Annotated in this window: 24 protein-coding genes; 9 read left to right on the top strand and 15 right to left on the bottom strand. The window is 72.0% G+C overall.

The window, feature by feature from the left end; genetic code table 11:
• Nucleotides 1–410: 410 nt before the first annotated feature.
• The gene (locus ACGF1Z_RS05815; RefSeq protein ID WP_393000378.1) at nucleotides 411–1,064 is read right to left on the bottom strand and encodes a DNA-3-methyladenine glycosylase; all 654 of its coding nucleotides are present in this window, start codon (nucleotides 1,062–1,064) and stop codon (nucleotides 411–413) included.
• Between the two features lie 79 nt (nucleotides 1,065–1,143).
• Here ACGF1Z_RS05815 and ACGF1Z_RS05820 point away from each other — a divergent pair, with 79 nt between their 5' ends.
• The 3 genes from ACGF1Z_RS05820 to ACGF1Z_RS05830 all read left to right on the top strand — a co-directional run bounded on the left by ACGF1Z_RS05820 (nucleotide 1,144) and on the right by ACGF1Z_RS05830 (nucleotide 3,176).
• Nucleotides 1,144–1,926 (top strand): sporulation protein, encoded by a 783-nt coding sequence (locus ACGF1Z_RS05820; protein WP_393000380.1) that lies wholly within the window; start codon nucleotides 1,144–1,146, stop codon nucleotides 1,924–1,926.
• Nucleotides 1,927–1,966: 40 nt separating this feature from the next.
• Complete coding sequence (locus ACGF1Z_RS05825; protein WP_393000382.1) at nucleotides 1,967–2,500, top strand: YbhB/YbcL family Raf kinase inhibitor-like protein; 534 nt, start codon at nucleotides 1,967–1,969, stop codon at nucleotides 2,498–2,500.
• Between the two features lie 169 nt (nucleotides 2,501–2,669).
• Nucleotides 2,670–3,176, top strand: a complete 507-nt coding sequence (locus ACGF1Z_RS05830; RefSeq protein WP_384413332.1) for an HNH endonuclease — start codon at nucleotides 2,670–2,672, stop codon at nucleotides 3,174–3,176.
• A gap of 130 nt (nucleotides 3,177–3,306) precedes the next feature.
• On the opposite strand, the gene ACGF1Z_RS05835 is transcribed toward ACGF1Z_RS05830, so the two are convergent.
• The 4 genes from ACGF1Z_RS05835 to ACGF1Z_RS05850 all read right to left on the bottom strand — a co-directional run bounded on the left by ACGF1Z_RS05835 (nucleotide 3,307) and on the right by ACGF1Z_RS05850 (nucleotide 6,515).
• On the bottom strand, nucleotides 3,307–4,080 hold the full coding sequence (locus tag ACGF1Z_RS05835; RefSeq protein ID WP_393000385.1) for a sulfite exporter TauE/SafE family protein: 774 nt from the start codon (nucleotides 4,078–4,080) through the stop codon (nucleotides 3,307–3,309).
• Between the two features lie 91 nt (nucleotides 4,081–4,171).
• A complete protein-coding gene (locus ACGF1Z_RS05840; RefSeq protein WP_393000387.1) occupies nucleotides 4,172–5,122 on the bottom strand; it encodes an SPFH domain-containing protein in 951 nt (316 codons plus the stop codon).
• A 96-nt stretch (nucleotides 5,123–5,218) separates the two neighbouring features.
• Nucleotides 5,219–5,647, bottom strand: a complete 429-nt coding sequence (locus ACGF1Z_RS05845; RefSeq protein ID WP_393000389.1) for an NfeD family protein — start codon at nucleotides 5,645–5,647, stop codon at nucleotides 5,219–5,221.
• Between the two features lie 70 nt (nucleotides 5,648–5,717).
• The gene (locus ACGF1Z_RS05850) at nucleotides 5,718–6,515 is read right to left on the bottom strand and encodes an ABC transporter ATP-binding protein (RefSeq protein ID WP_393000391.1); all 798 of its coding nucleotides are present in this window, start codon (nucleotides 6,513–6,515) and stop codon (nucleotides 5,718–5,720) included.
• Nucleotides 6,516–6,668: 153 nt separating this feature from the next.
• Between ACGF1Z_RS05850 and ACGF1Z_RS05855 the strand changes: the two genes are divergently transcribed.
• Entirely contained in the window at nucleotides 6,669–7,460 is a 792-nt protein-coding gene (locus ACGF1Z_RS05855) for a hypothetical protein (protein WP_393000393.1), read from the top strand.
• A gap of 259 nt (nucleotides 7,461–7,719) precedes the next feature.
• Here ACGF1Z_RS05855 and ACGF1Z_RS05860 read toward each other — a convergent pair whose 3' ends face one another.
• The 3 genes from ACGF1Z_RS05860 to ACGF1Z_RS05870 all read right to left on the bottom strand — a co-directional run bounded on the left by ACGF1Z_RS05860 (nucleotide 7,720) and on the right by ACGF1Z_RS05870 (nucleotide 9,880).
• Entirely contained in the window at nucleotides 7,720–7,965 is a 246-nt protein-coding gene (locus ACGF1Z_RS05860) for a chaplin (RefSeq protein WP_393000395.1), read from the bottom strand.
• 129 nt (nucleotides 7,966–8,094) lie between these two features.
• Nucleotides 8,095–8,742 carry a response regulator gene (locus tag ACGF1Z_RS05865; RefSeq protein ID WP_393000397.1) on the bottom strand — a complete coding sequence of 216 codons (648 nt, stop codon included), beginning with the start codon at nucleotides 8,740–8,742 and terminating at the stop codon, nucleotides 8,095–8,097.
• Nucleotides 8,735–9,880, bottom strand: coding sequence for a GAF domain-containing sensor histidine kinase (locus ACGF1Z_RS05870; protein WP_393000399.1), 1,146 nt, complete (start codon nucleotides 9,878–9,880; stop codon nucleotides 8,735–8,737). Before ACGF1Z_RS05870 ends, ACGF1Z_RS05865 begins: the two co-directional genes overlap by 8 nt.
• Nucleotides 9,881–10,067: 187 nt before the next feature.
• Here ACGF1Z_RS05870 and ACGF1Z_RS05875 point away from each other — a divergent pair, with 187 nt between their 5' ends.
• The 3 genes from ACGF1Z_RS05875 (at nucleotide 10,068) to ACGF1Z_RS05885 (ending at nucleotide 12,941) form a co-directional block, all read left to right on the top strand.
• Nucleotides 10,068–10,790: an SDR family NAD(P)-dependent oxidoreductase gene (locus ACGF1Z_RS05875; RefSeq protein ID WP_393000401.1), complete on the top strand. Its 723-nt coding sequence runs from the start codon at nucleotides 10,068–10,070 to the stop codon at nucleotides 10,788–10,790.
• Nucleotides 10,787–11,899, top strand: a complete 1,113-nt coding sequence (locus tag ACGF1Z_RS05880) for an S-adenosylmethionine:tRNA ribosyltransferase-isomerase (RefSeq protein WP_393000403.1) — start codon at nucleotides 10,787–10,789, stop codon at nucleotides 11,897–11,899. The genes ACGF1Z_RS05875 and ACGF1Z_RS05880 overlap by 4 nt, the downstream gene beginning before the upstream one ends.
• Before the next feature lie 289 nt (nucleotides 11,900–12,188).
• Nucleotides 12,189–12,941, top strand: a complete 753-nt coding sequence (locus ACGF1Z_RS05885; protein WP_393000405.1) for a transglycosylase SLT domain-containing protein — start codon at nucleotides 12,189–12,191, stop codon at nucleotides 12,939–12,941.
• 79 nt (nucleotides 12,942–13,020) lie between these two features.
• On the opposite strand, the gene ACGF1Z_RS05890 is transcribed toward ACGF1Z_RS05885, so the two are convergent.
• Nucleotides 13,021–15,582 carry an FHA domain-containing protein gene (locus ACGF1Z_RS05890; RefSeq protein WP_393000407.1) on the bottom strand — a complete coding sequence of 854 codons (2,562 nt, stop codon included), beginning with the start codon at nucleotides 15,580–15,582 and terminating at the stop codon, nucleotides 13,021–13,023.
• 222 nt (nucleotides 15,583–15,804) lie between these two features.
• Between ACGF1Z_RS05890 and serB the strand changes: the two genes are divergently transcribed.
• Nucleotides 15,805–17,037 carry a phosphoserine phosphatase SerB gene (serB, locus tag ACGF1Z_RS05895; RefSeq protein WP_393000409.1) on the top strand — a complete coding sequence of 411 codons (1,233 nt, stop codon included), beginning with the start codon at nucleotides 15,805–15,807 and terminating at the stop codon, nucleotides 17,035–17,037.
• A gap of 190 nt (nucleotides 17,038–17,227) precedes the next feature.
• Here serB and ACGF1Z_RS05900 read toward each other — a convergent pair whose 3' ends face one another.
• From ACGF1Z_RS05900 to ACGF1Z_RS05915, 4 genes are all read right to left on the bottom strand, one after another.
• Entirely contained in the window at nucleotides 17,228–17,749 is a 522-nt protein-coding gene (locus tag ACGF1Z_RS05900) for a SixA phosphatase family protein (RefSeq protein ID WP_393000411.1), read from the bottom strand.
• 35 nt (nucleotides 17,750–17,784) lie between these two features.
• Nucleotides 17,785–17,997, bottom strand: a complete 213-nt coding sequence (locus ACGF1Z_RS05905; protein WP_393000413.1) for a hypothetical protein — start codon at nucleotides 17,995–17,997, stop codon at nucleotides 17,785–17,787.
• 201 nt (nucleotides 17,998–18,198) lie between these two features.
• Entirely contained in the window at nucleotides 18,199–18,315 is a 117-nt protein-coding gene (locus ACGF1Z_RS05910; protein WP_393000415.1) for an SGM_5486 family transporter-associated protein, read from the bottom strand.
• 17 nt (nucleotides 18,316–18,332) lie between these two features.
• Nucleotides 18,333–19,709 carry a CynX/NimT family MFS transporter gene (locus ACGF1Z_RS05915; protein ID WP_393000417.1) on the bottom strand — a complete coding sequence of 459 codons (1,377 nt, stop codon included), beginning with the start codon at nucleotides 19,707–19,709 and terminating at the stop codon, nucleotides 18,333–18,335.
• Nucleotides 19,710–19,832: 123 nt separating this feature from the next.
• Between ACGF1Z_RS05915 and ACGF1Z_RS05920 the strand changes: the two genes are divergently transcribed.
• A complete protein-coding gene (locus ACGF1Z_RS05920; RefSeq protein ID WP_393000419.1) occupies nucleotides 19,833–20,528 on the top strand; it encodes a FadR/GntR family transcriptional regulator in 696 nt (231 codons plus the stop codon).
• On the opposite strand, the gene ACGF1Z_RS05925 is transcribed toward ACGF1Z_RS05920, so the two are convergent.
• Together ACGF1Z_RS05925 and fabI are read right to left on the bottom strand one after the other, a co-directional pair.
• Nucleotides 20,516–20,926 (bottom strand): hypothetical protein, encoded by a 411-nt coding sequence (locus ACGF1Z_RS05925; protein WP_393000421.1) that lies wholly within the window; start codon nucleotides 20,924–20,926, stop codon nucleotides 20,516–20,518. The two genes, ACGF1Z_RS05920 and ACGF1Z_RS05925, sit on opposite strands and share 13 nt — an antisense overlap.
• Before the next feature lie 163 nt (nucleotides 20,927–21,089).
• Nucleotides 21,090–21,866 (bottom strand): enoyl-ACP reductase FabI, encoded by a 777-nt coding sequence (fabI, locus tag ACGF1Z_RS05930; protein WP_393000423.1) that lies wholly within the window; start codon nucleotides 21,864–21,866, stop codon nucleotides 21,090–21,092.
• Nucleotides 21,867–21,868: the final 2 nt, after the last annotated feature.

The raw sequence follows: 21,868 nt of genomic DNA on the forward strand, positions 1-21,868 counted from the left end.
CTCGACCATCCGAAGATGGACGGGGTATCAACTAATCTGGCGTTGATTTTTGGCACGCTGTTGAGTTCTCAAGGTGCGGACGCTTCCTTCGTACTCACCCTCTCGGGCTTTCCTCCGGGCGCTTCCTTCGTTTCCGACTCTATCAGATCTTTCCGACCCGATTTCCTCGGTGCTTTCCGGTCTTGGATTTCCGACTTTCGTCTTCCTTTCCGAGGCCTTCCGGCGTGTCCACTACGTTAGCGGATTTCCCTGGCGACTCATAATCGAGCCACTTGGAACAGATTTCGGAATGCCGAAATAGGCCCCGTCGGGAATCGTTGTAAGTAGTGGATGGCCGCTTCCAGGAGGCTTGAGCAAGCACTTCCCGTCTCAAGCGGCTCGGGCCACATTACGCATCTCCGGGACCCGAGTCAAGCCGAGCCCGAGGCCGCGCGCCTCCTCGGTGTGTGGGCGCGGTAGGGACTCACCGTGGGGTCGCCGTCGATCCAGAAGCGCCAGGGATGGGGGGCGCCGTCGCCGCCCACTCCCGTCCGGGGACCGTTGCGGACCAGGTCGGGGAGCGGCGGCGAGCCGGCGAGCAGGGCCAGGGGGGCGTCCGGGCCGGCGCAGGCGTCGGTGCCGTCGAGGCTGCGGGCGACGTCGAGGGCGGTGGCGAGCCGGGCCGGCCCCTTCGCGAGCTCGTTGTCGTAGCGGGCCGAGCGGCGTCGTTTCCTGGCTTCTTCCGTGCCCGTGAGGATCTCCCCCGCGCGGAGCAGGACTCCGCTCGCCTCGCCCTCGGGACCGCACACCAGGTTCAGGCAGTGCCACATGCCGTAGGTGAAGTAGACGTACGCGTGTCCGGGTGGTCCGAACATGACGGCGTTGCGGGCGGTGCGGCCGCGGAAGGCGTGGGAGCCGGGGTCGACCGCGCCGGCGTAGGCCTCCACCTCGGTGAGGCGGAGTTCCACACGCCCTTCGGGGGCGTTACGTACGAGGATGCGGCCGAGCAGATCGGGGGCGACCTCCAGTACCGGGCGGTCGAAGAAGCTCCGCGGGAGCGGCGTACGGTCGGGGCTCTCGCTCATGGCGTCCGAGGGTACGGGGAACCGGCTACCTTCGTTGCGCGTATGAAGAGGTCAGACCATCAAGGAGAGGACGCAGGACATGGGGTTCAAGAAGCTGCTCGCGAGCCTGGGTGCCGGCGGGGCGTCCGTGGAGACTGTGCTCACCGAGGAGAACGTCGTCCCGGGTGGCGTCGTCCAGGGTGAGGTGCGGATCCAGGGCGGCTCGGTCGCCCAGCAGATCGAGGGGCTTTCCGTCGGTCTGCAGGCGCGCGTCGAGGTCGAGGGCAACGACCAGGAGTACAAGCAGGACGTCGAGTTCGTGAAGGTGCGTCTCGGCGGGGCCTTCGAGGTGCAGGCCGGCGCGGTGCACGTGGTGCCGTTCGGTCTGGAGATCCCCTGGGAGACGCCGGTCACCGCGATCGCGGGCCAGCAGCTGCGCGGGATGCACATCGGGGTGACGACGGAGCTGGAGATCGCCCGCGCGGTGGACTCGGGCGACCTGGACCCGATCAACGTGCACCCGATGCCGGCGCAGCAGGCCATCCTGGACGCCTTCATCCAGCTGGGCTTCCGCTTCAAGAACGCGGACATGGAGCGCGGTCACATCCGCGGGACGCGGCAGAAGCTGCCCTTCTACCAGGAGATCGAGTTCTTCGCGCCGGCGCAGTACCGGGGGCTGAACCAGGTCGAGGTGACCTTCGTCGCGGACGACCGGGAGATGGACGTCGTCCTGGAGATGGACAAGAAGCCGGGCCTCTTCAGCGAGGGCAGTGACTCGTACCGCTCCTTCACGGTCGGCCTGCACGACTTCCACACCACCGACTGGGCGGCGTATCTGAACCAGTGGCTGGCGGAGGTCGGCGGGCGTCGCAACTGGCTCTAGGCTCGGTGCCGTAGGGCAGCTAGCGACAGGAGGTTGAGACGTGGCCGAGGGCAAGAGGGCTCCGCTTCCCCATGACTTCCACCCGCCGGTGGCGTCGTTCACGGTGGTGAGCGACGACGTCGTCGAGGGTGGGGTCCTGAAGGACGCTCAGGTGTACGCGGAGGGGAACACCTCTCCGCAGCTGCGCTGGGAGGGTTTCCCGGCGGAGACGAAGAGCTTCGCGGTGACGTGCTTCGACCCGGACGCGCCGACGGGAAGCGGCTTCTGGCACTGGGTGGTCTTCGACATCCCGGCGTCGGTGACCGAGCTGCCGGCGGGCGCGGGTACGGGCGCGTTCGAGGGGCTGCCGGCGGGTGCCGTGCAGGCCCGGAACGACTACGGCTCCCGGGACTTCGGCGGGGCGGCCCCGCCGCCCGGGGACGGTCCGCACCGTTACGTCTTCACGGTGTACGCGGTGGACCGGGAGAAGCTCGGCCCCGACGCCGACACCTCGCCGGCCGCCGTCGGCTTCCATCTGCGCTTCCACACCCTGGGGCGTGCCCAGCTCGTCGCGGAGTACGAGATTCCCGCGTAGGGAGAGCTTCGCTTCTTGTTTGCCCGCTTCTGGTCTTGGAGAGATCAGAAGCGGGCATCTTTCTTTGCGCGGATATTGCGTTGTCCTACCCGGCGCGCCCGGCCAGAGTTGATCCAAGCCCGGAGCCTCTAGACGGGGGGCTGGGGCCGGCACACGGGAGGTGGGCACAATGCGGGACACGCTGGTACTGAACGCGAGCTTCGAGCCGCTTTCGACGGTGACACTCAACCGTGCGGTGGTGCTTGTCCTGCAGGACAAGGCCGTCGTGGAGCAGGAGCATCCCGGCCTTCGGGTGCGGGCGGCCGCCGTGGACATGCCGGTGCCCCGTGTGATCAGGCTCTGCCGCTACGTACGGGTGCCGTTCCGAAGACAGGCTCCGTGGTCGAGGCGGGGGGTGCTGGTGCGGGACCAGCACCGGTGCGCGTACTGCGGGAAGCGTGCCACGACCGTGGACCATGTGGTGCCGCGGGCGCAGGGGGGCGGGGACCACTGGCTGAACACGGTCGCCTCGTGCGCGGAGGACAACCACCGCAAGGCGGACCGTACTCCGGAGCAGGCGGGGATGCCGCTGCTGCACCAGCCGTTCGTGCCGACGCCGCAGGACGCGATGCTGCTGGCGCTGAGGGCGGCCGAGCGGTCGGAGCTGCCGGACTGGCTGGCCGGGCAGGCCGCGTAGGGCGGGGCGTCGGCTCTGTCGTGCGGCTGTGCCGGTGCGGTGAGTCGCGCGCTTCCGCTGTGTCGGGCGCTGTGCGTACGGCGTGAGGGTCCGCCCCTTCCGGGGCGGGCCCTCCGTCGTTTCCGGGGGGTCACCTCAGGGTGAGTTGGAGGATGGCGACGATGCCGACGGCGATGATGACCCCGCGCAGGACGGTGGGCGGCAGGCGCCGGCCGACCTTGGCGCCGATCTGGCCGCCGATGGTGGAGCCGACGGCGATGAGGAGGACGGCGGTCCAGTCGAAGTCGGCGACGAAGAGGAAGAAGACGGCGGCGACGCCGTTGACGACGGCGCCGAGGATGTTCTTGACGGCGTTGACGCGCTGCAGGGTGTCGTGGAGCAGCAGGCCCATCAGCGAGAGGTACAGGACGCCTTGGGCGGCGCCGAAGTAGCCGCCGTAGATGCTGGCGAGGAAGAGTCCGACGAGGAGGGCGGGGCCGCCGTCGGGGTGGGCCTCGGTGCCCTTGGCCTCGCGGCGGCGCTGGACGGCGGCCGCGATGCGGGGCTGCAGGAGGACGAGGACCAGGGCGATGCCGATGAGGACGGGGACGATCGCGTCGAAGGCGTCGGACGGCAGGGCCAGGAGCAGGACGGCGCCGACGAGTCCGCCGAGGAGGGCGGCGGTGCCGAGGCGGAGGACGCGGGTGGTCTGGCCCTTGAGTTCGCTGCGGTAGCCGATGGCTCCGCTGATGGATCCGGGGACGAGGCCGAGGGCGTTGGAGACGTTCGCGGTGATCGGGGGGAGGCCGGTGGCGAGGAGGACCGGGAACGTGATCAGCGTTCCCGATCCCACGATGGTGTTGATGGTGCCGGCGGCTGTGCCTGCCGCGAAGACCGCGAGCATGTCCCAGATGGACAAAGCCATCTCCTTACGGGTTCGGTGAGTCGCCTCCCCGCTCCGGGGGATCCGGGGTCGAGGGGCTCGCACCGATCATGCACGAGATTACGTGTACGTGTCAGTCAACGGGGGGTTCCTCGCGGCGGGCGGGGATGTCGACGGACGGGGAGCTCTTGGTGTTGAAGCCGGGGACGCCGGGCGCGACGTTGCCGAAGGCGCCGGAGAGGCCCTTCAGGGCGTCGCCGATCTCGCTGGGCACGATCCAGAGCTTGTTGGCGTCGCCTGCGGCGATCTTCGGGAGCATCTGGAGGTACTGGTACGAGAGGAGCTTCTGGTCGGGGTCGCCCGCGTGGATGGCCTCGAAGACCGTGCGGACGGCCTGGGCCTCGCCCTCGGCCTTGAGCGCGGCGGCCTTGGCCTCGCCTTCGGCGCGCAGGATCGCGGACTGCTTCTCGCCCTCGGCGGTGAGGATCTGCGACTGGCGGATGCCCTCGGCGGTGAGGATCGCGGCGCGCTTGTCGCGGTCGGCGCGCATCTGCTTCTCCATCGAGTCCTGGATGGAGGTGGGCGGTTCGATCGCCTTGAGCTCGACGCGGTTGACGCGGATGCCCCACTTGCCGGTGGCCTCGTCGAGGACGCCGCGGAGGGCCGCGTTGATCTCCTCGCGGGAGGTGAGGGTCCGCTCCAGGTCCATGCCGCCGATGATGTTGCGGAGGGTGGTGACGGTGAGCTGCTCGATGGCCTGGATGTAGCTGGCGACCTCGTAGGTGGCGGCGCGGGCGTCGGTCACCTGGTAGTAGATGACGGTGTCGATGTTGACGACCAGGTTGTCCTGCGTGATGACCGGCTGCGGCGGGAAGGGGACGACCTGCTCGCGGAGGTCGATCCGGTTGCGGATGCGGTCGATGAACGGGACGACGATGTTCAGGCCCGCGTTGAGCGTGCGGGTGTAGCGCCCGAAGCGCTCCACGATCGCGGCGCTCGCCTGCGGGATGACCTGGATGGTCTTGATCAGGGCGATGAAGACAAGCACCACCAGAATGATCAGGACGATGATGACTGCTGACATCGTGTTCCCTGTGCCCTTCGCTGCCGGGTAGATGACCAGATGATGATCTCGATGATCGAGTTTCCCAGACCGCGGAGGGTCATGGGCGAGGTTCGGTCACATCACGACGGCCGTGGCTCCGTCGATGTCGACGACGTCGACCTGTTCGCCGGGATCGAAGCTCTGTGCGGAGTCGAGGGTGCGGGCGGACCAGACCTCGCCGGCCAGCTTGATACGTCCTCCGGAGCCGTCGACCCTCTCCAGCACGACGGCTTGACGTCCTTTCAGGGCGTCGATGCCGGTGGCGAGTCCGGGGCGGCCGTCGCGGTGCCGTGCGGCGATGGGGCGGACCGCGGCGATGAGGGCGACGGACACGACGGCGAACACGACGACCTGGGCGACGATGCCGAAGCCGAGGGCCGCGGTGACGGCTCCCGCGACGGCGCCGACGGCCAGCATGCCGAACTCGGGCATCGCGGTGAGAACGAGGGGAATGCCGAGCCCCACCGCGCCGATCAGCCACCAGATCCATGCGTCGATGTCCACATGGTCATGGTAGGGCGGTGGGGCTGTACGGGACAGGGCGCGATTCTGTGCGGTCACCGCGCCCCTGACGTCACTTCAGCGGCAGGCCCTGCGCGGTGTAGCGGTCGCCGACGTGCTCGACGACGAGCGGCAGGCCGAAGCAGAGGGAGAGGTTGCGGGAGGTCAGCTCGGTCTCCATGGGGCCGGCGGCGAGCACCTTGGCCTGACGGATCATCAGGACGTGGGTGAAGCCCGGGGCGATCTCCTCGACGTGGTGGGTCACCATGATCATCGAGGGGGCGATCGGGTCGCGGGCGAGCCGGCCGAGGCGGCGGACGAGGTCCTCGCGGCCGCCCAGGTCGAGACCGGCGGCGGGCTCGTCCAGGAGCAGCAGCTCGGGGTCGGTCATCATCGCGCGGGCGATGAGGGTGCGCTTGCGCTCGCCCTCGGAGAGGGTGCCGAACCTGCGGTCCAGGTAGTCGGTCATGCCGAGGCGGTCGAGGAAGGCCTTGGCGCGCTGCTCGTCGACCGGGTCGTAGTCCTCGTGCCAGGTGGCGGTCATGCCGTAGGCGGCGGTGAGGACGGTCTCGAGGACGGTCTGGCGCTTGGGGAGCTTCTCCGCCATGGCGATGCCGGCCACGCCGATGCGGGGGCGCAGGTCGAAGACGTCGGTGCCGACGCCGCCGAGGCGCTCGCCGAGGACCGTGGCGGTGCCCTTGGTGGGGAAGAGGTAGCTGGAGGCGATGTTGAGGAGGGTGGTCTTGCCGGCACCGTTGGGGCCGAGGATGACCCAGCGCTCCCCCTCCTTGACCGACCAGGAGACCTCGTCCACCAGAGCGCGTCCGTCGCGGACCACGGATACGTCCACCAGCTCCAGTACATCGCTCATGGTCGTGTTGTCTCCCCTTGGGGTCGAGTCGTGTCACCGCCTTGCGCCTGTGGGCGCGGCGTCCAGGGAAAACCTACGCCACCGGGCGGCCGGGCCGGTCCTTAGGGCTTGCTTTGCGCCTCGGGGCCGGTGGGAGTCCCTACGCTGGGGGGCATGCTTTCGGAACCACGCTCAGGACGTCTGGCCGCTTGGGGCAATGCCCTGCTGGCCGGGGCGGTGTCGCCGGACGACGCGGCGCTCGCCATTGTCGGGGAGGACGCGGTGCACCGCGTGGAGGGGCTGCCGGGCGAGGCGGGGCCGGTGGGCCTGACGCTGGCGCTCGGGCGGCTGCGGCGGCTCGGGGTGACCGGGTGGCGGGTGGCCCTTCCCGCGCCGGGGCATCCGCTCGGGCTGAGCGGCCCGCCGGAGTTCAACGCGCGGGCGCTCGAGGCGGAGGAGGCGGCGGTCGGCTTCGGCGCGCCGTACGGTCTGGTGCCGGCGGTGTCGGAGGCGGGTCCGGTGGGCGATCTGCACGTCGAGGTGGTGTGGCACTGCCTGACGGTGCGGGAGGCTCCACCGGCGGACGTGCCGTCGCTGGGCGAGGCGGAGCGGGAGCTGTCGGACGCGTTGCGCGAGGCGACGACCGTCCTGACCCGGCTCGACGTGGCCGCCGCGGGTCCGGCCGCCGACGCGGCCCGGGACGCCTACCGGGCTCGGGCGGAGGGGGGCGGGGAGGTGCTGGCCCCGGGCTATCCGGCTCGCGCGGTCCGGGTCCTGGAGCTGGCCCGGCGCATCGGGCTCCTCGTGGACCTGGCCTACGACCACGGTCACGGCGGCGCGGTGAGCGCGGCGGAGATGGCGGCGCGGGGGGAGGCGCTGCGGCCCGTGGAGCGGGTGGCGCGGCGGGCGCAGGTGGCGGCGTACAACGCGTATGTGGAGGAGCGGGAGCGGGAGCGGGGCTTCTAGGAGCGCCCCGGCGGCCCGCCCGTGGGGGCCGCGGTCGGCGTGCGCGGCGGCGCGGCGGCGTCGCCCGGCGGCCCGCCCGTGGGGGCCGCGGTCGGCGTGCGCGGCGGCGCGGCGGCGTCCCCGCGGGCGCGGTCGGCGTGCCCGGCGGCGTGGCGGCGTCCCCGCGGGCGCGCCCGTCGGGCGCCGTGACGCGCGGGCGGGCCGGAAACGGGCCCGGCCCCCGGGGGGTCGTCCGGGGGCCGGTGGTCGGGCGGGCGGGTCAGTGGTTGACGGCGCCGTTGCCGAAGGCCGGGTTGAGCAGGCCGATCACGTTGACCGTGTTGCCGGAGACGTTCACCGGGACGTGGACCGGGACCTGCACCAGGTTGCCGGAGGCGACGCCCGGCGAGCCGACGGCCTGCCCGTGGGCGTCGGCACCGCCGTGGGCGGAGGCGACACCGGCACCGGCGGCGACGATGCCACCGGCGACCATGGTGAGGGCAGCGGCCTTCTTGAGCTTGTTCACTTCGGGTTCCTCCTGGTCGTCGCCGCGGCCGGTCCGCCGCGGCACGCCCTGGAGAACGCCGCCGCCCCCGCCGGGTTACGCCGAACGGGGGACATCCACACGACGGTATGAAAAGGCGAACGATCGTCCCTACGTCGTGAGGCCGTGCCGTACGGCCCAGAGCGCGGCCTGGGTCCGGTCGGCGAGGTCCAGCTTCATGAGGATGTTCGAGACGTGCGTCTTGACCGTCTTCTCGGAGAGGACGAGCGCGCGGGCGATCTCCCGGTTGGAGCGCCCGTCGGCGATCAGCCCGAGGACCTCGCGCTCCCGCTCGGTGAGGGTGGAGCCGCGGCCCGAGCCGCCGCTCTGCCCGTGCTCGTCCTGGCTGAGCAGGGCGCCGGCGACCTCGGCCTGGAGCAGCACGTGCCCGGCGTGCACCGAGCGGATGGCACCGGCGAGGGCGTCCGGGTCGATGTCCTTGTAGACGTACCCGTACGCGCCGGCGCGCAGCGCGGGGACGACCGTGCGCTGCTCGGTGAAGCTGGTGACGATCAGGACCCGCGCGGGGTTGCCGAGCTCGCGCAGCCGACGCAGCGCCTCGATGCCGTCGGTCCCGGGCATCTTCACGTCCATGAGGACGACGTCGGGCCGCAGCTCCTCGGTGGCGGTGACGCCCTCGGTGCCGTCGGCGGCCTCCCCCACGACCTCTATGTCGTCCTGTACCTCCAGGAAGGTGCGCAGGCCGCGGCGGACGACCTGGTGGTCGTCGACCAGCAGGACCCGGATCTTCTCAGCCACCGGGGACCTCCATCTCGATCGTGGTGCCCCGCCCGGGGGCCGATGTCACGGTGAGCCTGCCGCCGACTCCGCCGGCCCGGTCGCGCATGGAGACCAGGCCGAGGTGGCGGCCGGCGCTGCGTACGGTCGTGGGGTCGAAGCCCTTGCCGTCGTCGGTGACGGTGAGCCGGGCCCCCTGACCGCTGCGGCCGAGGGAGACGGTGACGTGCTCGGCGCCGGAGTGGCGCAGGGCGTTGTGGAGGGCCTCCTGGGCGACCCGCAGCACGGCTTCCTCCTGGGCGGAGGGCAGGGCGCGGAAGCCGGCGCTCTCGAAGCCGACCCGGGCGGTGTGGGCCCGGTCGAGGACCTGGATCTGGGTGCGCAGGGTGTGGACGAGGCCGTCCTCGTCGAGGGCGGCGGGCCGCAGCTCGACGACGGCGGCGCGCAGCTCGTCGGCGGCCTCGGCGGCGAGCTCGGCCACCTGCTGCAGCTCGTCCTTGGCGCGGGCCGGGTCGCGGTCGACGAGGGCGGCGGCGGCCTGGGCGGTGAGCCGGAGGGAGAAGAGCTTCTGGCTCACCGCGTCGTGCAGTTCGTGGGCGAGGCGGGAGCGCTCCTCGGCGATGGTGAGCTCGCGGCTGCGCTCGTAGAGCCGGGCGTTGGTGAGGGCGATGGCCGCGTGCTGGGCCAGGATCGACAGGAGTGCCTCGTCCTCGGCGGTGAAGCCGCAGCCGCCGCCCGGCTTCGGGCAGCGCTTGTTGGCCAGGAAGAGGGCGGCCAGGATCTCGTCGCCGTCACGGACGGGCAGGCCGAGGAAGTCGGAGAGCTCGGGGTGGGCGTCGGGCCAGCCCTCGAAGCGGGGGTCCTGGCGGACGTCGACGAGGCGCTCGGGCTCGGCCTTGTGGAGCATGGCGGCCAGGATGCCGTGCTGGCGGGGCAGCGGGCCGATGGCGCGCCACTGCTCCTCGCTGACGCCGTCGACGACGAACTGGGCGAAGCCGCCGTGGTCGTCGGGGACGCCGAGCGCCGCGTACTCGGCGTCGAGCAGCTCGCGGGCCGAGGCGACGATCGTCTTGAGGACGTCGCGGACCTCCATCTGGCGGTTCATGGCCAGCAGGGCGCTGCTCACGGCGGCCAGTCCGGAGCTCGGTCGATGGCTCATGCGTTCACCGTACCGGCGGGGTGTGACGGTCCGTATCCGCCCGGGGACGGCGGTGGACCGGGACCGGGGGCCTAGGTCGAAGTTCCCTGGGCGGTCCGGGCCGCCGGACGAGGCGGCGGGGGCGGGGGGCGATGAGGCTGGATTCCGTCGGGGACCACGAGGGACGGATGGGAAGGGGATGGGGCGGATGCCTGTCGCGATCGTCACGGGGGCGTCGAAGGGGCTCGGGCGGGCGCTGGCGGCCGGTCTGGCCGGGCGCGGCTGGGACCTGGTGCTCGACGCCCGTACGGCGAAGGTGCTGGAGGAGAGCGCGGAGGCCGCACGCGCGCGTGGCGCACGGGTGGTGGCGGTCGCGGGCGATGTCACGGACCCGGGGCACCGCGCGGAGCTGGTGGCGGCGGCGCGGGGTCTTGGCGGGCTCGATCTGCTGGTGAGCAACGCGAGCGCGCTGGGCGCGGAGCCGCTGGTGCGGCTGGACGCGCTGCCGCTCGACGGGCTGCGGGCGGCGTTCGAGACGAACGCGGTGGCCGCGCTGGGGCTCGTGCAGGAGGGCCTGCCGCTGCTGCGGGAGAGCGCGGCGGGGACGGTGCTGGTGGTGAGTTCGGACGCGGCGGCGGAGGCGTACGGGACGTGGGGCGGGTACGGGGCCTCGAAGGCGGCGCTGGAGCAGCTGGCGGCGGTCCTGGCGGTGGAGGAGCCGGGACTGCGGGTGTGGGCGGTGGACCCGGGCGACATGGCGACGGATCTGTACGCGGCGGCGGTGCCGGACGATCGCGGCCCGCGTCCGGCACCGGAGACGGTGGTGCCCGGCTTCCTGGCGCTGCTGGAGCGGCGTCCCGCGAGCGGCCGCTACGCGGCGGCGGAGCCGGCGGCGGCGTCCGGGGAGCCCGCGGAGGAGGTGGAGGGGTGAGCGTGGCGCTGGAGGGGCTGCGCGTCCCGGAGGAGCTGTCGGCGCGGGTGCCGGCCGAGCAGCGGGGTCCGGGGCGCGGCCGGGACGACGTACGGCTCCTGGTGTCGCGGGGGACGGAGGTGGCGCACCGGGCGTTCCGTGAGCTGCCGGGGCTGCTGCGGGCCGGGGACGTGCTGGTGGTGAACACCTCCGTGACGCTGGCCGCGGCCGTGGACGGGCGGCTCGGCGCCGAGCCGGGCGGGGTGCCGGTGGTCGTGCACTTCTCGACGCGGGGCGACGACGGCCGGTGGGCGGTGGAGCTGCGGGAGCCGGCCAGGGGGCACCGGACGGGGGCCGGGCGCGGGCCCGGGACGACCCTGCCGCGGCCGGGCGGGCCGGCGGGTGCGGTGGTGCGGCTGCCGGGCGGGGCGCGGCTGGTGCTCGAGGAGCCCCTGGTGCCGGGGACGAGCCGGCTGTGGTGGGCGCGGCCGGACACGGAGGTGCCGGGGCTGCTGGCCCGGTACGGGCGGCCCATCCGTTACGGGTACACGGAGCGGGACCAGCCGCCGGCCGCCTATCAGACGGTGTTCGCGCTGCCCTCGCCGGACGGGGCGGGCTCGGCGGAGATGCCGAGTGCGGGGCGGCCCTTCACGGCGCGGCTGGTGGCGGACCTGGTCCGCCGGGGGGTGCAGTTCGCCCCGGTGGTGCTGCACACGGGCGTGGCGTCGGCGGAGGTGCAGGAGCCGCCGTATCCGGAGCGCTTCTCGGTGCCGGCCACGACGGCCTGGCTGGTGAACGCGGCGCGGGCCGGCGGGGGGCGGGTCCTCGCGGTCGGCACCACGGCCGTGCGGGCGCTGGAGTCGGCCGGGGAGGGAGGGGTGGTGCGGGCCGCCTCCGGGTGGACGGATCTGGTCGTCACGCCACAGCGGGGGGTGCGGGTGGTGGACGGGCTGCTGACCGGGCTGCACGAGCCCGAGGCCTCGCATCTGCTGATGCTGGAGGCGGTGGCGGGGCGGCCCGCACTGCGGCGGGCGTACGCCGCGGCGGTGCAGGAGCGGTACCTCTGGCACGAGTTCGGGGACGTCCACCTCGTCCTCCCGGAGGAGGACCCTCACTGTGCGCATTGCTGACGCAACGTCTGGTGAGACCGTTACCCGCCCGATGTGAGCCCGCACATAGGACCCACATCACTTACGAACCACCCTAGTGGACAGATAAGGGACAGATGGGGCCGTCGGGACTGGTCAGAGACCGGTCCGGCGGCCTCCTCGCGGGCCCCCTGATCCACTACCCGGGATCGTACGTCACACCTTTGCCACGGCATTTTGCTGCCGCTAAGAATTGCGTCCGTCGCCGCCGAGCAGGCGCAGCGCCGCCCCGGCCTGAGCGACCCCCAGCGATTCGAAGAGGTAGTCCTGCATGTCTGCGAACACTCCCGGCCACAGTCGTGGTCTGAAGAAGACCCACAAGGCCACCATCGCCGGCGTCGCCGCTCTGAGCGCCGCGGCGCTCGGCTTCTCTCTCGTCCAGGGCAACGGTGGCTCCACCGAGACCGAGCCCCAGGCCCTCGCGAACACCCAGCAGGTCGCGTGGTCGTACAACGCGAACAGCCCGCAGGCCAAGGCCCTGGCCGCCGGCCTCGCCGAGCAGAGCTCGACCTTCGCCCTCAAGGCGAAGCAGGAGGCCGACGCGAAGGCCAAGGCCGCTGCCGCCGCCGCCAAGGCCAAGGCCGAGGCGAAGGCCAAGGCGGACGCCAAGGCCAAGGCCGCCGCCAAGGCGAAGGCCGCCGCCAAGAAGCGCGCCGCGGCGAAGGCGGCCGCGAGCCGTGCCGCCGCCCGCAAGCCCGTCTTCACGAACAACCTCGACGGCTGGATCCGCGAGGCGCTGTTCATCATGGACAAGCACGACATCCCGGGCACGTACCACGGCATCTACAAGAACGTGATGCGTGAGTCCAGCGGCAACCCGTACGCGATCAACAACTGGGACATCAACGCCATCAACGGCGTCCCGTCCAAGGGTCTGCTGCAGGTCATCTACCCGACCTTCAAGACGTACCACATCGCCGGAACCAAGTTCGACCAGTACGACCCGGTCGCCAACATCGTCGCCGCCTGCAACTACGCGGCCGACCGCTACGGCTCGATCGACAACGTCAACAGCGCGTACTGAGCCACCTCGGACACGCCGAAGGGCGGCACCCCGTGCAGGGGTGCCGCCCTCGGGCGTCGTGCGGCTCGGGGAGCCGTGGCTACTTCCGCATGACCTCCGGCTCGTGGCGGCGCAGCAGCCGCGCCACGAGGACGCAGCAGACCGTGGCCATGAGCAGCTGGACACCGAGGTCGAGGCTCCACTGGCCGACGGTGTGCTCCCACAGCGCGTCGGTGTTGTCGGGGTTCTTGTGGTCCCACGGCGGCATGAGGTGCGCCAGGTCGAGCGTGGTGCCGGCGCCGGCGATGCCCCAGCGGGACGGCATCAGCCAGGCGAACTGCTCCAGGCCGGGCGAGCCGTAGACCTGGAAGAGGATGCCGGTGAACACGACCTGGATGATCGCGAACATGACCAGCAGCGGCATGGTCTTCTCGGCGGTCTTCACCAGGGCGGAGATGACCAGGCCCACCATCATCGAGGTCAGGCCGAGCGCGATGACCTGCACGCAGAGCTCGATCGCCGGCGGCATGAACAGGCCCTCTTCGGGCAGCTCACGGGTGGAGAACCCGATGCCGCAGATGATCACGCCCTGGAAGGCGGTGATCACGCCGAGCACGATGACCTTGGACATCAGGTACGCGGAGCGGGACAGGCCGGTGGCGCGCTCCCGCTCGTAGATGACCCGTTCCTTGATCAGTTCTCGTACGGAGTTGGCGGCACCCGAGAAGCACATGCCGACCGCGAGGATCAGCATGATCGTGCCGGCGTCACCGTTGAAGCGGGACGGCGGCTTCGGGCGGCCGAGGCCGAAGTCCGCGGGGATGACCACCGAGACCGCGCCGAGGACCGCCGGCAGGATCACCATCAGGGCCAGGAAGCCCTTGTCGGAGGCGATCACCGAGACGTAGCGGCGGATCAGCGTCCACAGCTGGGAGCCCCAGCCCTGCGGCTTCGGGGGCTTGGTCATCGCCTGCTGCGCCTGCTGCGGCATCTGCACCGGCTGGGCGGCGACGGCGTCGATCTCCGCCGCGTACATCTGGTAGTGCTGCGAGCCCTTCCAGCGGCCCGCCCAGTCGTAGTCGCGGTAGTTCTCGAAGGCGGAGAAGACGTCGGCCCAGGTGGAGTAGCCGAAGAAGTTCAGCGCCTCGTCCGGCGGACCGAAGTAGGCCACCGAGCCGCCGGGCGCCATCACGAGCAGCTTGTCGCACAGGGCGAGCTCGGCCACCGAGTGGGTGACGACGAGGACGGTGCGCCCGTCGTCGGCGAGGCCGCGCAGCAGCTGCATGACGTCGCGGTCCATGCCCGGGTCGAGGCCGGAGGTCGGCTCGTCCAGGAAGATCAGCGACGGCTTGGTGAGCAGCTCCAGGGCCACGGAGACGCGCTTGCGCTGGCCACCGGAGAGGGAGGTGACCTTCTTCTCCTTGTGGATGTCGAGCTTGAGCTCGCGCAGCACCTCGTCGATCCGGGCCTCGCGCTCGGCCACGGCGGTGTCGCCGGGGAAGCGCAGCTTGGCCGCGTAGCGCAGGGCCTTCTGGACGGTCAGCTCCTTGTGCAGGATGTCGTCCTGCGGGACCAGACCGATGCGCTGGCGCAGCTCGGCGAACTGCTTGTAGAGGCTCCGGTTGTCGTAGAGGACGTCACCCTGGTCGGCGGGCCGGTAGCCGGTGAGCGCCTTGAGCAGGGTGGACTTGCCGGAGCCGGAGGGGCCGATCACACCGATGAGCGACTTCTCGGGGACGCCGAAGGTGACGTCCTTGAGGATCTGCTTGCCGCCCTCGACGGTGACCGTGAGGTGGCGGGCCGAGAAGGAGACCTCGCCGGTGTCGACGAACTCCTCGAGCTGGTTGCCGACGATCCGGAAGGTCGAGTGACCGACACCGACGATGTCGTTGGGGCCGATGAGGACGGTGCCGCCCTTGGGGATCGGCTGACCGTTGACGTACGTGCCGTTGTGCGAGCCGAGGTCGCTGATCTCGAAGCGGCCGTCGGGCGTCGCGTTGAACTTGGCGTGCTGGCGCGAGACCTGGAGGTCCGAGACGACCAGCTCGTTCTCCAGCGCACGACCGATGGTCATGACGCGGCCGAGGTTCAGCTGGTGGAACGTGGTGGGGCTGCGGTCCCCGTGCACCGGGAAGCCGCCCTGCGGGCCGGGCTGCTGGTGCGGGACCTGCGGCGCGGCCTGGTGCGGCTGCTGGTGCGGCACCGGCTGCGGGGCCCGGCCCTGCTGCTGCCAGCCCTGCTGCGGCTGCTGCGGCGGCCCCTGGTGGGTGGCCTCCTGGTGCACCCCGAGGTGGGCGGGCTGCTGGGCGGCCTGCGGCACCTGCTGCTGCGGGACGGCCTGCTGCGCGGCCGGGGCGCCGGCGGCGGCGAGGTTCAGCCGCGGGCCGTCGGTGGCGTTGCCGAGGTGGACGGCCGAGCCCGGACCGATCTCCACCTGGTGGACCCGCTGGCCCTGCACGAACGTGCCGTTGGTGGAGCCGTGGTCCTCGATGACCCAACTCCGGCCGCCCCAGCTGATGGTGGCGTGCCGCCACGAGACCCTGGCGTCGTCGATCACCAGGTCGCCCTGGGGATCACGGCCCAGGGTGTACGACCTGGACGGATCGAGGGTCCAGGTCCTTCCATTCAATTCCAGTACGAGTTCTGGCACTCCATGCCCCACTACTTGTCCCCCGATGCACCCCCGTCGACGGGAGCCCAGGGATGGTGAACATCCTGGGGAACTATTTCAGGCCCCGGCCCGTATCCGAAAGTCGGGCCGCGTGAAGAGCTTGCGCACGCCCGCACCGGACACCCGCCGGGGGCGGCTCCGGGGCCGTGCGGGTGTCCGTCAGGCGGGACGGGGAGTCCGGTGGCACCCGGTGCCCGATACGGTGGAAGCACCATGAGCGCATCGCAGACATCGGACGTTCCCACCGCGGACGTTCCCACTCTTCTCGTCAAGATCTTCGGGAAGGACCGTCCCGGGATCACCGCCGGACTCTTCGACACCCTCGCCGCCTTCTCGGTCGACGTCGTGGACATCGAGCAGGTCGTGTCCCGCGGCCGGCTCGTCCTGTGCGCGCTCGTCACCGAGCCGACCGTCGTCCCGCAGGGCGAGCTGCGCGCGACCGTGCACAGCTGGGCCGAGTCCATGAAGCTGCAGGCCGAGATCATCTCGGGTACGGGCGACAACCGTCCGCGCGGCGAGGGACGCTCGCACGTCACCGTCCTCGGACACCCGCTGACCGCCGAGCAGACGGCGGCCATAGCGGCCAGGATCGCCGGTGCCGGCGGCAACATCGACCGCATCTTCCGGCTGGCCAAGTATCCGGTGACGGCGGTCGAGTTCGCCGTCTCGGGCTGTGAGACCGAACCGCTGCGCACCGCGCTGGCCACCGAGGCGCACTCGGTCGGCGTGGACGTGGCCGTGGTCTCCGCCGGGCTGCACCGGCGGGCCCAGCGGCTCGTCGTCATGGACGTCGACTCGACGCTCATCCAGGACGAGGTCATCGAGCTCTTCGCGGCCCACGCCGGCTGCGAGGACAAGGTCGCCGAGGTGACGGCGGCGGCGATGCGCGGCGAGCTGGACTTCGAGCAGTCGCTGCACGCCCGGGTGGCGCTGCTCGAGGGCCTCGACGCGTCGGTGGTGGACAAGGTCCGCGACGAGGTGCGGCTGACCCCGGGTGCACGCACCCTGATCCGCACGCTCAAGCGGCTCGGCTACCAGGTGGGCGTGGTCTCCGGCGGCTTCACCCAGGTCACCGACGACCTCAAGGAGAAGCTGGGGCTCGACTTCGCCCAGGCGAACACCCTGGAGATCGTGGACGGCAGGCTGACCGGCCGGGTCACCGGGATGATCGTGGACCGCGCGGGCAAGGCGCGGCTGCTGCGCCGCTTCGCCGAGGAGGCCGGGGTCCCGCTGGAGCAGACGGTCGCGATCGGCGACGGCGCCAACGACCTGGACATGCTGAACGCGGCCGGTCTCGGGGTGGCCTTCAACGCCAAGCCGGTGGTGCGGCGGGCCGCGGACACCGCGGTCAACGTGCCGTTCCTGGACACCGTTCTCTACCTCCTGGGCATCACCCGGGAAGAGGTCGAGGCGGCGGACGGCGGCACGGGCGACCTGCTGCACTGAGCCCCTCGTACCCGGGGCCACCGAGCCCCGGGTACCCGGGACGGGTACGAGAAAGGGCCCGGCCGTCGGACGACGGCCGGGCCCTCACCCGTGAAGGGGTCCGGCGGACAGGCGCGGACAGGCGGCCGCGGACGACCGGCCGGGAATCAGCGCGGCGGGCGGCTCGCCCGGGCCCGCGCGGGCGGACCGCTCAGTCGTGCGGGGTCCAGAAGTCGACCAGCGTGCCGGCCATGCCGTGCTCGACCGTCTTCCACGAGCCGTCGAAGGACACCACGGCGAAGGCGGAGGTGGGGAAACCGCTCCCGTTCATCCGCGCGCGCGTGTCGCCCTCGGCCTCGCCGGCGAGGGCGTCGGCGAGCGCGTGCATGCCGGGGTTGTGGCCGATGAGCAGCAGGTTGGTGACGGTGTCCGGGGTCTCGTTGACCAGGGCGATGAGCTCGCCGAGGGAGGCCTCGTACAGGCGGTCCTCGTACCGGGTCTTGGGGCGCTGGGGCAGCTCGTGCACGGCGAGCTTCCAGGTCTCCCGGGTGCGGACGGCGGTCGAGCAGAGGGCCAGGTCGAAGGCGATGCCGGTGTCGGCGAGCTTCCGGCCCGCGACGGGGGCGTCCGTGCGGCCGCGCTCGGCGAGCGGGCGCTCGTGGTCGGAGGTCTGGGGCCAGTCCGCCTTGGCGTGTCGGAGCAGCACGATCCTGCGGGGTGTGTCGACGCTCATGTTCCACAGCTTCGCACGAATCGGGCGGACCCGGCTCAGAGCGACAGCGTTTGCCGGATGTGCTCCAGGAGGGGTCCGAGCCCGGTCCCCCCGCTCAGCGCCCGCGCCTCTCCCGGCCCCGTGATCAGGAGGAAGAGGGCGATGAACGCGGCGACGGGCAGGGTCAGCGCCCACCAGGGAAGCCGGGTGTCGACGCCGGAGGAGATCGTCCGGGCAGCCGGGTCGCCGGTGGGGGTTCGCGCCGTCATGGCCGCCTCCGTGGGATGGGATGACCGCTTCTGCTGCGGTGCTTCCACGCTACGGAGCGCGGGCCTTCCGGCCCATCAGGTGATCCACCCACTTCACCCTGAGACCCGCCCCCTAAGGGATACGGGGGACAGCCCTACCGTGCGGTGCCGGGGGACGGCGGCTGCCGGCGGCGGCACCGGCGGGCCGGCCGCCGGCCGGGCTCACGGGGAGGCGAAGGAGGCGATGACGCCGATGACGACGGTGATGCCGATCATGGCGCCGAAGACGAGGAGGAGCTTCCTCTGGCCGTTCGGGGGATTCGGTTCGAGTACGGGCATGGGATCAGTCTCGCATCTCAGCATTCGTCCTCGACGATGCGGTCCCTGCCCGCGAGGGTGCCCACGATCATCTGGGGGATCATCAGGCCGCCCATGAGGGCGATGGGCAGCCCCCAGCCGCCGCTGTGCTGGTAGAGGACGCCGACGAGGAGCGGGCCGGGGATGGAGATGAGGTAGCCGGTGCTCTGCGCGAAGGCGGAGAGCCTCACCACGCCGGGGCCGCTGCGGGAGCGCATCCCGATCATGGTGAGGGCGAGCGGGAAGGAGCAGTTGGAGATGCCCAGGAGCACGGCCCAGAGCCAGGCGCCGCCGGCGGGGGCGAGGAAGAGGCCGGTGTAGCCGGTGAGGCCGCACAGGCCCAGGGCGACGACGATGGGGCCCTGGTTCTTCATCCGGCCGGCCAGGCCGGGGATGACGAAGGCGAGCGGGACGCCCATGACCATGGTGACGGCGAGGAGCACGCCTGCGGTCGAGGCGGGCACGCCGGCGTCGCGGAAGATCTGCGGCATCCAGCCCATGGTGATGTAGGCGCCGGTCGCCTGGAGCCCGAAGAACACGGCGAGGGCCCAGGCGGTGCGGCTGCGGGTGACCCTGGGCCCGGCGGCGGGCGCCGCACCCCCGGCCGTGCCCCTGCCCGTGCCCGCACCCCCGGCCGCGCCCCTGTCCGTGCCCGCCTTCCCGGCCGCTCCCCCGCCCGTGCCCGCGGTGGCCCCCTCCGTCGTGACGGCGGTGGCGGCGCGGTCGCGGACCAGCGGGAGCCAGGGAAGGACGGCGACGGCGGCCAGGGCCGCCCAGATGCCCAGGCCCAGCCGCCAACCGCCGCCGAGCGCCTCGGTCACGGGAACGGTCGCGGCGGCGGCCACGGAGGTGCCCAGCGCGAGCGCCATGGAGTAGAGGCCGGTCACGCTGCCGATGCGGTGCGGGAAGTACTTCTTGACCAGGACGGGCATGAGGACGTTGCTGAGCGCGATGCCCATGAGGGCGAGGGCGCTCGCGGCGAGGAAGCCCGCGGTGCCGCCCGCGAAGGGGCGCAGCAGCAGACCGGCGAAGATCGCGGCCATGCCCGCGCAGACGACGGCGGCGGGGCCGAAGCGGCGGGCGAGGCGGGGGGCGGCGATGCCGAAGACGGCGAAGCACAGCGGCGGCACGGAGGTGAGGACGCCTGCCACGGTGCCGCTCATGTGCAGGTCCCCGCTGACCTCTTCGAGCAGGGCGCCGAGGCTGGTGATGGCCGGGCGCAGGTTGAGCGCGGCGAGGACGAGTGCGACGACGACGAGCCGGGTGACCCAGCGGGCGGGCCCCGCGGGCGCGGCGGGCGCGGCGGATCCGGCCGCTCTCGTGACGCGACGGGGCTGTTTCGTGGCGGTGTCGAGGGTCTGCGGCTCGTCAGGCATGGAACCATCATAGAATCATGGGATGATTGGTTGTCCAATCTCGAACGATCGCTCTCCACGGCCCCGGCCCCCAGCGGGCCGCCCGGGAGACGACCGACCGGAAGACGAACGAAAGGCGCGGCCATGGCGCTCGGCCATCCCCGGCGTACCGGGCTCTCCGATCAGGTGATCGCCGAGCTGCGGAACCAGATCACCTCCGGCGAGTGGCCGGTGGGGTCGCGGATCCCGACGGAGCCGGAGCTCGTCGAGCAGCTGGGCGTCGCCCGCAACACCGTCCGCGAGGCCGTCCGCGCGCTCGCGCACAACGGGCTGCTGGACATCCGGCAGGGCTCGGGGACGTACGTCGTGGCGACGAGCGAGCTGGCCGGGGTCATGCACCGCCGGTTCGCCGGCTCCGAGCCGCGGGACGTGGCGGAGCTGCGCTCCACGCTGGAGTCCTCGGCGGCACGGCTCGCCGCGCAGCGCCGCACCGACCGGGACCTGAAGCAGCTGGACGCCCTGCTCCTGAAGCGCGAGGAGGCCTGGCGGTCCGGTGACGCCGAGGCCTTCGTGACGGCGGACGCGGTCTTCCACCACGCCGTGGTGGTGGCCTCGCACAACGACGTGCTCACCGAGCTCTACGCGGACCTCGGGCACGTCCTGCGCGCATGGCTGCGCGACGACGTGGGCCGGGAGCTGCGGCCGGAGAACCACATGGACCACGCGCGCCTGGTGGAGGCGATCCGCGCGGGCGACGCCGACCGGGCGGCCGCGGAGGCGGCGAGCTATCCCTTCCTGTGCCTGCGGAGCCCGGAGCCGGCCGCGCCTCAGGAGCCCTGAGCCGCCGGCTCGTGGGTGATCCAGGCCGAGCGCACCTCTTTCCAGCACCGCGCGGTGACCTGGGCGTAGTCGGCGGGGCCCACCTCGACGGGGGCGCTGTCGGTGTCCACGTCCCACCAGCGGTCGCACTCGACGTGGAGGCGGACGCGGTCGGTGCGCGGATACGGGTTCTGGCAGTGGGCGGTGACGAGGGAGCCCTGGACGAGGGTGCGGCAGGAGGCGCCGACGGTGTCGTCCGGCCCGGCCGCGGGGGCGGCGGCGGACACGGTGCCCGCGGTGGCGTCCGCGGCGGGGGCGGGAGCGGCGCGGACCTCGGCGGCGACGGCGAGGCCGGCCAGACCCGCGAGGAGTGCGGCGGTCGAGAGGAACGCGGGGGCCCTGGATCGCGGCACGCGCATACCCGTACCTCCTCCCCGTCAGTAGCCGGAATGTCACGCTCTGACCCAGTCTGCGGGGATTCGGCAGACTTTTCGAGTCGGGGCGGCGGACCCCGGGAACGACAAGGGCCGGGCGCCCGCCGCGGGGGCGGGCACCCGGCCCTTCGCAGGTCCTCCGGAGCCGTCAGGCGCCGATGGCGTGCAGACCGCCGTCCACGTGGACGATCTCGCCGGTCGTCTTCGGGAACCAGTCGGAGAGCAGCGCCACGATGGCGCGGCCGGCCGGGTCCGGGTCGGACAGGTCCCACTCCAGCGGGGAGCGGGAGTCCCAGACGCTCGCCAGCTCGCCGAAGCCCGGGATGGACTTCGCGGCCATCGAGCCGAGCGGACCGGCCGAGACCAGGTTGCAGCGGATGTTCTGCTTGCCCAGGTCACGGGCCATGTAGCGGCTGGTGGCCTCCAGGGCGGCCTTGGCCGGGCCCATCCAGTCGTACTGCGGCCAGGCGAACTTCGCGTCGAAGGTGAGGCCCACGACCGAGCCGCCCTCGCTCATCAGCGGCAGCAGCGCCATGGTCAGGGACTTCAGGGAGAAGGCCGAGACGTGCATGGCGGTCGAGACCGACTCGAACGGCGTGTTCAGGAAGTTGCCGCCGAGCGCGTCCTGCGGCGCGAAGCCGATGGAGTGGACGACGCCGTCGAGGCGGTCGCCCAGCTGCTCGCGGACCTGGCCCTCCAGACGGGCGAGGTGCTCGTCGTTGGAGACGTCGAGCTCCAGGACCTTGACGTTCTCGGGCTTGGGGAGCTTCTTGGCGATGCGCTCGGTCAGCGTGGGGCGCGGCCAGGCGGTGAGGATGATCTCCGCGCCCTGCTCCTGGGCCAGCTTCGCGGCGTGGAAGGCGATGGAGGACTCCATCAGCACACCGGTGATGAGGATCTTCTTGCCCTCGAGGATTCCAGCCATGG

Source organism: Streptomyces sp. NPDC048018 (assembly GCF_043202995.1).
Taxonomy (GTDB): domain Bacteria; phylum Actinomycetota; class Actinomycetes; order Streptomycetales; family Streptomycetaceae; genus Streptomyces.

Excerpts from the sequence above, each read along its gene's own strand:
- ACGF1Z_RS05910 (WP_393000415.1), bottom strand. The coding sequence starts at position 18,315 with ATGCCCGTACTCGAACCGAATCCCCCGAACGGCCAGAGGAAGCTCCTC.
- ACGF1Z_RS05905 (WP_393000413.1), bottom strand. The coding sequence starts at position 17,997 with ATGACGGCGCGAACCCCCACCGGCGACCCGGCTGCCCGGACGATCTCC.
- ACGF1Z_RS05920 (WP_393000419.1), top strand. The coding sequence starts at position 19,833 with ATGGCGCTCGGCCATCCCCGGCGTACCGGGCTCTCCGATCAGGTGATC.
- ACGF1Z_RS05870 (WP_393000399.1), bottom strand. The coding sequence starts at position 9,880 with ATGAGCCATCGACCGAGCTCCGGACTGGCCGCCGTGAGCAGCGCCCTG.
- serB (WP_393000409.1), top strand. The coding sequence starts at position 15,805 with ATGAGCGCATCGCAGACATCGGACGTTCCCACCGCGGACGTTCCCACT.
- ACGF1Z_RS05915 (WP_393000417.1), bottom strand. The coding sequence starts at position 19,709 with ATGCCTGACGAGCCGCAGACCCTCGACACCGCCACGAAACAGCCCCGT.
- ACGF1Z_RS05830 (WP_384413332.1), top strand. The coding sequence starts at position 2,670 with ATGCGGGACACGCTGGTACTGAACGCGAGCTTCGAGCCGCTTTCGACG.
- ACGF1Z_RS05925 (WP_393000421.1), bottom strand. The coding sequence starts at position 20,926 with ATGCGCGTGCCGCGATCCAGGGCCCCCGCGTTCCTCTCGACCGCCGCA.
- ACGF1Z_RS05885 (WP_393000405.1), top strand. The coding sequence starts at position 12,189 with ATGTCTGCGAACACTCCCGGCCACAGTCGTGGTCTGAAGAAGACCCAC.
- ACGF1Z_RS05855 (WP_393000393.1), top strand. The coding sequence starts at position 6,669 with ATGCTTTCGGAACCACGCTCAGGACGTCTGGCCGCTTGGGGCAATGCC.
- ACGF1Z_RS05875 (WP_393000401.1), top strand. The coding sequence starts at position 10,068 with ATGCCTGTCGCGATCGTCACGGGGGCGTCGAAGGGGCTCGGGCGGGCG.
- ACGF1Z_RS05850 (WP_393000391.1), bottom strand. The coding sequence starts at position 6,515 with ATGAGCGATGTACTGGAGCTGGTGGACGTATCCGTGGTCCGCGACGGA.
- ACGF1Z_RS05815 (WP_393000378.1), bottom strand. The coding sequence starts at position 1,064 with ATGAGCGAGAGCCCCGACCGTACGCCGCTCCCGCGGAGCTTCTTCGAC.
- ACGF1Z_RS05835 (WP_393000385.1), bottom strand. The coding sequence starts at position 4,080 with ATGGCTTTGTCCATCTGGGACATGCTCGCGGTCTTCGCGGCAGGCACA.
- fabI (WP_393000423.1), bottom strand. The coding sequence starts at position 21,866 with ATGGCTGGAATCCTCGAGGGCAAGAAGATCCTCATCACCGGTGTGCTG.
- ACGF1Z_RS05840 (WP_393000387.1), bottom strand. The coding sequence starts at position 5,122 with ATGTCAGCAGTCATCATCGTCCTGATCATTCTGGTGGTGCTTGTCTTC.
- ACGF1Z_RS05820 (WP_393000380.1), top strand. The coding sequence starts at position 1,144 with ATGGGGTTCAAGAAGCTGCTCGCGAGCCTGGGTGCCGGCGGGGCGTCC.
- ACGF1Z_RS05900 (WP_393000411.1), bottom strand. The coding sequence starts at position 17,749 with ATGAGCGTCGACACACCCCGCAGGATCGTGCTGCTCCGACACGCCAAG.